This window comes from Methylomonas sp. BG-2 (genome assembly GCF_057766305.1).
Genome location: NZ_JBYMAP010000185.1, coordinates 1 through 8,114 on the forward strand (window position 1 = coordinate 1; position 8,114 = coordinate 8,114).

Annotated in this window: 8 protein-coding genes; 6 read left to right on the forward strand and 2 right to left on the reverse strand. The window is 51.1% G+C overall.

Features of this window, described 5'->3' with window-relative positions; all coding sequences use genetic code 11:
- Positions 1–229: 229 nt before the first annotated feature.
- Complete coding sequence (locus tag AC3B8H_RS15805; protein ID WP_488442506.1) at positions 230–1,324, forward strand: L-dopachrome tautomerase-related protein; 1,095 nt, start codon at positions 230–232, stop codon at positions 1,322–1,324.
- Here AC3B8H_RS15805 and AC3B8H_RS15810 read toward each other — a convergent pair.
- A complete protein-coding gene (locus tag AC3B8H_RS15810; RefSeq protein ID WP_488442507.1) occupies positions 1,321–2,256 on the reverse strand; it encodes a LysR family transcriptional regulator in 936 nt (311 codons plus the stop codon). The two genes, AC3B8H_RS15805 and AC3B8H_RS15810, sit on opposite strands and share 4 nt — an antisense overlap.
- A gap of 527 nt (positions 2,257–2,783) precedes the next feature.
- On the opposite strand from AC3B8H_RS15810, the gene amoA reads away from it, so the two are divergent.
- The 5 genes from amoA to AC3B8H_RS15835 are packed head-to-tail and all read left to right on the forward strand — an operon-like array spanning position 2,784 to position 7,263.
- Entirely contained in the window at positions 2,784–3,536 is a 753-nt protein-coding gene (gene amoA, locus AC3B8H_RS15815; protein WP_488442508.1) for a bacterial ammonia monooxygenase, subunit AmoA, read from the forward strand.
- A 12-nt stretch (positions 3,537–3,548) separates the two neighbouring features.
- Entirely contained in the window at positions 3,549–4,787 is a 1,239-nt protein-coding gene (gene amoB / locus AC3B8H_RS15820) for a bacterial ammonia monooxygenase, subunit AmoB (protein WP_488442509.1), read from the forward strand.
- 16 nt (positions 4,788–4,803) lie between these two features.
- On the forward strand, positions 4,804–5,577 hold the full coding sequence (gene amoC, locus AC3B8H_RS15825) for a bacterial ammonia monooxygenase, subunit AmoC (protein ID WP_488442510.1): 774 nt from the start codon (positions 4,804–4,806) through the stop codon (positions 5,575–5,577).
- Between the two features lie 28 nt (positions 5,578–5,605).
- Positions 5,606–6,862, forward strand: coding sequence for an MFS transporter (locus tag AC3B8H_RS15830; protein WP_488442511.1), 1,257 nt, complete (start codon positions 5,606–5,608; stop codon positions 6,860–6,862).
- Positions 6,863–6,882: 20 nt separating this feature from the next.
- Positions 6,883–7,263 (forward strand): tautomerase family protein, encoded by a 381-nt coding sequence (locus AC3B8H_RS15835; RefSeq protein ID WP_488442512.1) that lies wholly within the window; start codon positions 6,883–6,885, stop codon positions 7,261–7,263.
- Between the two features lie 599 nt (positions 7,264–7,862).
- Here the strand turns inward: AC3B8H_RS15835 and AC3B8H_RS15840 are convergent.
- A partial coding sequence (locus tag AC3B8H_RS15840; RefSeq protein ID WP_488442513.1) for a hypothetical protein occupies positions 7,863–8,114 on the reverse strand: 252 nt, incomplete at its 5' end.

Sequence of the window (8,114 nt, forward strand, 5' to 3'; positions counted from 1 at the left end):
ATTTGTTAAATTGGTAATTTTCATCAACTGTATTAATAAAATTCATTTCCTCATGTCCGAGCAATCGCTCCACAAGCGGGTGGCGCTTTTAGGTTTTTGTAACGTGCATCATTACCTGCGAGCAGGTTAATCAGTTTTTTTAATGAGGCGCGATTAAATAATGTCATTTAACAGTATCTCCACGATTCGCTAAGGTTTGCCGTAACCCTATCCTACTCTGGAGACAAAAATGAATCGCATGACCCAATCTTGTGTAGCCCTATTGTTGGCTACGTTTGAAGCGTTGGCTGACGGCAACTCAAATTTCGAGGTGTTTGCCAACCTGAATATCGGGCCCGGCAATGTCACGGCGACTGCGAGTGGCCGGATCATCATGACCCAACACCAGTTTTATCAGCCGCAATACACGGTGGTGGAGTATAAGGATCAAGCCTTGGTACCTTTTCCGAATAAAGAAATGTCCGCGGCCGATTCCACGGCGCCGATCAAGCTCGACTCGGTCCTGGGCATCCGCTCCGATAGCAATGGTGTCGTCTGGATGCTGGACAACGGCATGCGTAGCGGCGTGACGCCCAAACTGGTCGGCTGGAATACCAAAACCAACAAACTCCAGCGTTTGATTTACCTGCCGGCCCCGATTACGCCAAAAGATGCGTTCGTCAACGACTTTGCGTTGGATGCCAACCACAACCATGCCTTCATCAGCGATCCGGCCGGCGGCGCGAATGCCGCCTTGATTGTGGTCAACTTGTCGACCGGAACGGCTCGGCGGGTGCTGGAGGGACACCATAGCGTGCTGCCGGAAAACGTCGATTTGGTCATCGACAATGTGCCGATTCAGCTAAAAACCCCGTCGGGCGAATTGGTTAAGCCGCATATTGGCGTTAATCCCATTACCGAGGATTTAGCCAACGAATGGGTGTATTTCGGGCCAATGCACGGCCTCAGCCTGTACCGGATTAAAGCCGCCGACTTGATCAACGAGTCGTTAACGCCTCAAGAACTCGCTCAGCGTGTCGAACGCTACAGCGACAAACCGATCTCGGACGGTATCAGCATTGATGAGAATAACAATATCTACCTGGGAGACTTAGCCAACAATGCGATTGGCGTGATCGATCCTAAACGACATTACCGGCAATTGGCGCAAGACCTAAAATTGTCCTGGGTCGACTCCTTCAGTTTTGGTTCTAACGGTCAACTCTACGCCGTGGTTAATCGCTTGCATCGCTCTGCGACACTCAACGGCGGCGATAATCAATCCAAACCGCCTTACTTTTTGCTGAAGGTCAAAGCCCTAGCCGCTGGCCTGCCAGGACGTTAAAGATTGATTTGGGATGCGCTTATTTTCCGGCCTATTGAGGTAATTTGTTCACGAAGCCAACCGTGGGCCGGATCTTTTTCCCATAAGGGATGCCAAATCATCGCCAAGTCGTAGTCCGGCAAACTGACCGGCACCGGCAGGACATTCAGCGGCAGCAGTTTCTGAAACGCTATGGCCAAGCGATAGGGTAAGGACAAAATCATATCGGACTGGGCAACGATTAAGGGCGCCGACAAAAAATGCGGCACGATGAAATTAATACGCCGCTCCAAGCCCAACTCCAGCAACTTCTCGTCAATTACCCCCAATTTATCGCCGGTTCTGGAGATTAGCATGTGCGTTGCCGCCAAATAATCCTCCAATGATGGCGCTGCTTTGATCCTGGGATGATCCTGCCTGACGACGCACGCCATGCGATCCGTGAATAAATGTTCGCAGTGCAAATGCGCGGGCGGATTCAGTACCGAAGCGAAACCCAACACCACATCCAGGCTGCCATTTTCCAGCTGCGCCAAGGGAAAAGCAGATTCCGTGCGTTTGACATGGATGTCCACGCCAGGAGCGGACTGTTCGATTAATTCCGATAATTCGGGCAAGATTAAAAGCTCCATGTAATCGGTCGCGGCGATGGTGAAACGGCGCTGACTGGATGCCGGATCGAAGGCTTGGGGCGCCTCGAGCAAGCGTTCCATTTCCTGCAACAGGCTGCGTACCGGTTCCACCAAGGCCAGCGCTAGCGCGGTCGGCTGCATGCCGGCGGGCGATTTGACCAGTACCGGATCGTTCAGTTGCTGGCGCAAGCGATGCAAGGTATGGCTCATCGCCGATTGCGTCACGAACATGCATTCCGCCGCGCGGGTGACATTGCGCTCCCGCATCAATATATCGAAAGCCAGCAACAGGTTTAAGTCGAAAGTGCGTAGATTGGCCATACGGATGTTCCTCAATGAGTTCGGTTTCATGCTAACGATCATGAAACCAGTGCATTGCCCCGGCCCATGAAAGCAGGCTCCCAAAGTGCCCGGTGCTTGCCGGATAGGAGCCGTGAATACGTCCGTGTAGGCTAGGCGGCGGCTTCCACGCCGCCGACGCCTGTCCAACAAGCAACCGCACCCTTGCATCATTCCCATGCTCCGCGTGGGAACGCAGCCTGAACCGCTCCGCGGTTCGGGACGCTAGAGCGTCCCTGAGCAGGTTCCCACGCAGAGCATGGGAACCATCAGTGAATTCGGTTGCATACTAAACAAGAATCGATGCTGGCCGGCATGAACAATCTTGATGATAGCGGATGAAATTTCACCATTTCACGGTTCAACCCATTCCCCCTAACTTATTACGCGAGCGTGTCGACCAGCCAATAGGGTTTTACCCCCCCCAAGGGTAGCTTTCGGTTGGCGACACGCCCAGTTTCGATGGCTATCGCCGTCATTCACTATAAGACTTTACGGGGGAACCGCACATGTCCGCACACATTCCAATTTCCACGTTCAAACCCTACCGGGGCGAAAAAGCCCGTCTGGCAAGAGCCTACGACTATCTGATTCTGGTCTTGGCTTTATTTCTGTTCATCGGTTCGTTTCATCTGCATTTCGCCTTGACCGTCGGCGACTGGGATTTCTGGGTTGATTGGAAAGATCGGCAATGGTGGCCGTTGGTGACGCCGCTGATCGGCATTACCTTTCCTGCCGCCGTACAGGCGGTGTTGTGGGATAAATTCCGCTTACCGTTGGGCGCCACGCTCTGCGTAGCGGCCTTATTGCTAGGTACCTGGGTCACCCGGGTATTTGCCTACCACTACTGGAATTATTTCCCCATCAACATGGTGTTGCCGGCCACCATGGTGCCGGGCGCATTGGTATTGGATACCTTGTTGATGCTCACCAACAGCCTGACCATCACCTCTATTTTTGGCGGTGCTGCGTTTGCGTTGTTGTTCTATCCCACCAACTGGCCGATCTTCGGCATGTTCCACCAACCGGTCGAGGTGGCCAATAGCCAGCTCACCGTGGCCGATTTGTTCGGCTTTCAATATATCCGTACCGGCATGCCGGAATACTTACGCATCATCGAGCGCGGTACTTTGCGAACCTATGGCCAGTACGCCGCACCGTTGGCGGCATTTTGTTCGGCACTGCTGTGTTCATTGATGTATCCGCTGTGGTGGTACATCGGTAAATGGTTCGCCGATACCCGTTATCTGAAAAAAATCTAAGGAGCAACTGTCATGAAATCACTTATTAAACCTTGGATGTTGGCATTGCTTTGCTTAAATGTATTGTCGGTGTTGTCAGTACCCACCGCTCAGGCCCATGGCGAAAAAGCCCTGGAGCCGTTCATTCGGATGCGCACCATACAGTGGTACGACGTGCAATGGTCCACGCAAAAATTCAACGTCAACGATGAAGTCAGCATCAGCGGCAAGTTTCATGTCGCCGAGGATTGGCCGGTGAGCGTGCCCAAGCCGGAAGCCAGCTTCTTGAATATTTCCACACCCGGACCCGTGCTGATTCGTACCGAGCGTTACCTGAACGGTAAGCCTTGGACCAACTCGGTGGCCCTGGAGCCTGGTGGTGACTATGAGTTCAAAGTGGTCTTGAAAGGCCGTTTGCCGGGGCGTTACCACATTCACCCGTTTTTTAATTTAAAAGACGCTGGTCAGGTGATGGGGCCAGGTGTGTGGTTGGAAATTGGCGGCGATCCCAGCGATTTTACCAATAGGATTAAAACCATTAACGGTGAATTGATCGACATGGAGAGCTTCGGCTTTGCCAACGGCGTATTCTGGCACCTGTTCTGGGGGGTGTTGGCTGCCGGTTGGTTGTTGTGGTGGGTGCGTCGTCCCTTGTTCATCAGCCGTTACCGCATGCTGGATGCCGGTTTGGAACAGGAGTTGATCACCGCTCAGGACAAACTCATCGCTAAAGCCGTGTTAGTGGGGGTGCCGGTATTGGTATTGGCGCTGAATGCCGTCACTGCCAACCGTTACCCGGACGCTATTCCGTTACAAGCGGGACTGGATCGGATTTTGCCTTTGCCGGCTCAAGTCAATGCCGGAACGGTCAATGTGGACGCCATCAAAGCGGAATACAACGTCGCTCAACGAGCCATGCTGTTGCAGGTCAGTGTCGACAATCGCAGCCAAGGGGCGGTCAGGATCGGCGAGTTTTCCAGCTCTAACGTGCATTTCATGAACGCCGACTTATCCGATGCTGGCCACATGCCCGGCAAGGATGACGTCAGTAATAACGGCCTGAGCCTGGATAACAATGCGCCTATAGCACCCGGCGAACAACGCACCGTCACCATCGAGGTGCGCGATGCCGCTTGGGAGTCGGAAAAGCTGGACGGGCTGATCAAAGACGCGGACAGCCGTGTCGGCGGTTTGCTGTTCCTTTACGACGACGTGATGGGAAAACGCTATATCTCCAGTATTTCCGCGGCCGTCATTCCCAAATTCAATTAATTCAGGAGCAAACATCATGGCTACCACGACAGAACACGTTAGCTTAAGCAGCGAAAACCCTAAATCATTGCCTTGGTATTTGATCGACTTACCCAAATATTTAAAGGGCTTTGGCATATTGACCGTGATCTATGTCGGTTTACGACTGTATCAGGGTGCTTTTGCCATAGAACACGGTTTGGATTCCACGGAACCTGCGTTCGAACAGTACTGGATGCGGCTGTTTTATATCGAACTGGCGGTCATCGCCGCCGTCGCCAGTGGTTTTTGGGGTTACTTATGGACCACGCGCGACCGGAATTTGGAGCAACTGGCGCCCAAGGAAGAGATTCGCCGCTATTTCACCTTGACCATGTGGATCAGCATTTACACCTTCGCCGTGTATTGGGCGGGCAGTTATTTTGCCGAACAGGACAACTCCTGGCACCAGGTGGCAATCCGCGACACGCCGTTTACCGCCAATCACATCATCGAGTTTTATTTCAACTTCCCGCTGTACGTGATCCTGGGTGGCTGTGCCTGGCTGTATGCCAGAACCCGCTTGCCCTTGTATGCCAAAGGCATTTCGCTGCCCTTGACCTTGGCGGTGTTCGGGCCTTTCATGATTTTGGTCAGCGTCGGCTTCAACGAGTGGGGGCATACCTTCTGGTTTAGGGAGGAATTCTTCGCCGCGCCGATTCATTGGGGGTTTGTGATCGGTGTCTGGTTCGCCTTGGGGGTCGGCGGCATCCTGCTGCAAGGGGTGACCCGGCTGATCGAACTGCTGGACAAAATCGAAGAGGCTGAATAAGTCTATTTTCAACTAAACCTTTACGAAAATGGTTAAGTCCTTAGCAACAATGCCAAAGAGTCGCGCCTATTCAGTTCATTATGCCTGGATAGTCCTCGCGGTCACGTTTCTGTGCTTGTTTGTGGCATCGGCACTGCGCTCAGTGCCGGGGATCATCATGCTGTCCCTGGAACAGGAGTTTGCTTGGAATAGGGAAACCATTAGCGGGGCGATTTCGCTCAACCTGCTGTTATTCGGCCTTGCAGGTCCATTTCTAGGTAGGTTGATGGATGTCTACGGCGCCAAACGCATCAGCGTTATCACGTTGATTTTATCGGTGACAGGCGCCGGTGGCAGCGTTTTTATGCGGGAATCCTGGCAAATGTATTTGTTTTGGGGATTGCTGATTGGAGCAGGTTCGGGCGGGACTTCAATGATTATGGGATCGGCGTTGATCAATCGCTGGTTCCATAAACATCGGGGGCTCGCGTTAGGGATATTGGGCGCCGCCTTCTCCTCCGGCCAGTTAGTCTTCACCCCTGTCCTAATGCAAATCAATGTTCACCAAGGCTGGCGCGCGGCGACGCTGTTTATCGCCGTAGCGTTAGGCTTGGTGGCTTTACCTTTGGTCCTGAAATTTTTAAGAGACGATCCGGAATCAAAGGGGCTGTCGCCCTATGGCGATAATGGATTTCATGTAACGGTACTCAAGCCCGATCAAAATCCCATGCGATCGGCCATGAGTAGCCCTCAGTTTTGGCTGCTGGCGTTAAGTTTTGGAATTTGTGGTTTAACCACATCAGGTTTATTTCAAACCCATTTGATTCCGCATGGCATCGAACACGGCTTCACCGAAATGACCATGGCGATGTCGCTAGGGGTAATGGGCGCGGCCGATGTATTCGGCACCATTTTATCCGGTTGGTTATGCGATCGGTACGGCAAGCGTTGGCCGCTGGCGTTTTACTACGTAGTCAGAGGCGCAACGCTGATATTGCTGCCCAGTATAGACACTACCGGACAATTAATGCTTTTCTCGATTATCTACGGCATGAATTGGTTGTCGACCATTCCGGCCACCTCGGCATTGACCGCAGACTTGTTCGGGAAGCAAAACGTCGGCGTGGTGTTCGGCTGGATTTGCTTTGCTCATCAAATCGGGGCGGCCATTGCCGCCTACAGTGCCGGGTACGTCCATAGTCTGATTGGTGACTACAACTTGGCTTTTGTTGCGTCAGGACTGTTCGCTTTTGTCGCAACCGGCATCGTTCTTTTTATAAAAGAACCGCAAACTGTTCGTTTTTAACTTAATTTTGGAGTAATCAAATGCCTTTGGTTCGAATATCGTTACTGAAACAAGAAAAAAAGGAGTTCGGAAGAAAGATCGGCGAAATTGTCCATCAGGAAATGGTGCATACCATCAGTGTGCCCGAAAAAGATTGTTTTCAGGTGATTACTGAGCATGATAATAGTTCTTTAATTTACGATTCAAATTATCTTGGCATACATCGAAGCGATGGCATCATTTTTATACAAATAACCTTGAATGAAGGAAGAAGTGTTGATTTAAAGAAGTTGCTTTACAAAAACATAGCCGATCGTCTTCATCATGAGTTAGATGTCTGTAGAGAAGATGTTTTAATAAACCTGGTTGAAGTCAAAAAAGAAAATTGGTCGTTTGGGAATGGTATTGCGCAGTATGCTTAATGAGCTTGGCAAATGCTTTTCTGCTTACCGTCTTGAAGGAATTGCTTAAATCCCCGTGGGCGCATAAAGCGTTCTCAACTCGTCTATCTTCTGGGACTCAAGCAATTCTGATTCCGCATCCATACCGGTTGGCTGGCCCGATGAGAAGCTCATCGGGCCGCATGTGCGCACCAGTATTCGATAAATCAGAAAACACCGAGGCACCTTCGGTCGATTAGATTTTATCTCCCTTCGGCAAAACTGCAATACGCTCACCGTTCCGAGTTACCAATCCTTAAATTTAAAATGCTTCAGCCGTTGTTTAAACTTTTCCTTATCACTAAAATAAAAAATCGCCAGAAAAACCACAGGCCACAATAAAAACAATAATATTTGACTCAAAGCGGCAAAACTCATTTGTGCGATCCTCTAAGACTAGGCGCAGGATAATGACATTAATTGATCCTTATCCCGATAGTTTCAAAAATTTGCCGCTAAGTGCGCTAATCAACGGCAGTAATAACCTGATTTGTTACCGTTCAATCGAGTATGTGACGACTCCTTAGGAGCGAATCCAGCTACTCACGACATGGGTCATCGTCACAGCTAAACGGCGGCTTCTATTTGTAGTAGCGTAATCGAACCACTGTATTTTCTTCCATCGGATTCTCACAATCGGTCTGTTTTCCAAACTGCCAGGCCGATCTGATCGGAATGCCTGCGAGACTGCGAATGTAGCAGAGTCGGTAGCCGTTTTGGTAGTTGACCACTTTGTCACCAAGCTCGCACAGAATTTGGCGAGCCGGGCTTGCGTTTCGGCTAGGTCTTCGACGGCGAACATCACGCGCAGAGCCCAACGAATTCACCAACTC

What these genes read in the sequence shown, in the direction of transcription:
- amoC (WP_488442510.1), top strand. Translation starts at nt 4,804, where the DNA reads ATGGCTACCACGACAGAACACGTTAGCTTAAGCAGCGAAAACCCTAAA.
- AC3B8H_RS15835 (WP_488442512.1), top strand. Translation starts at nt 6,883, where the DNA reads ATGCCTTTGGTTCGAATATCGTTACTGAAACAAGAAAAAAAGGAGTTC.
- amoA (WP_488442508.1), top strand. Translation starts at nt 2,784, where the DNA reads ATGTCCGCACACATTCCAATTTCCACGTTCAAACCCTACCGGGGCGAA.
- AC3B8H_RS15805 (WP_488442506.1), top strand. Translation starts at nt 230, where the DNA reads ATGAATCGCATGACCCAATCTTGTGTAGCCCTATTGTTGGCTACGTTT.
- amoB (WP_488442509.1), top strand. Translation starts at nt 3,549, where the DNA reads ATGAAATCACTTATTAAACCTTGGATGTTGGCATTGCTTTGCTTAAAT.
- AC3B8H_RS15810 (WP_488442507.1), bottom strand. Translation starts at nt 2,256, where the DNA reads ATGGCCAATCTACGCACTTTCGACTTAAACCTGTTGCTGGCTTTCGAT.
- AC3B8H_RS15830 (WP_488442511.1), top strand. Translation starts at nt 5,606, where the DNA reads ATGGTTAAGTCCTTAGCAACAATGCCAAAGAGTCGCGCCTATTCAGTT.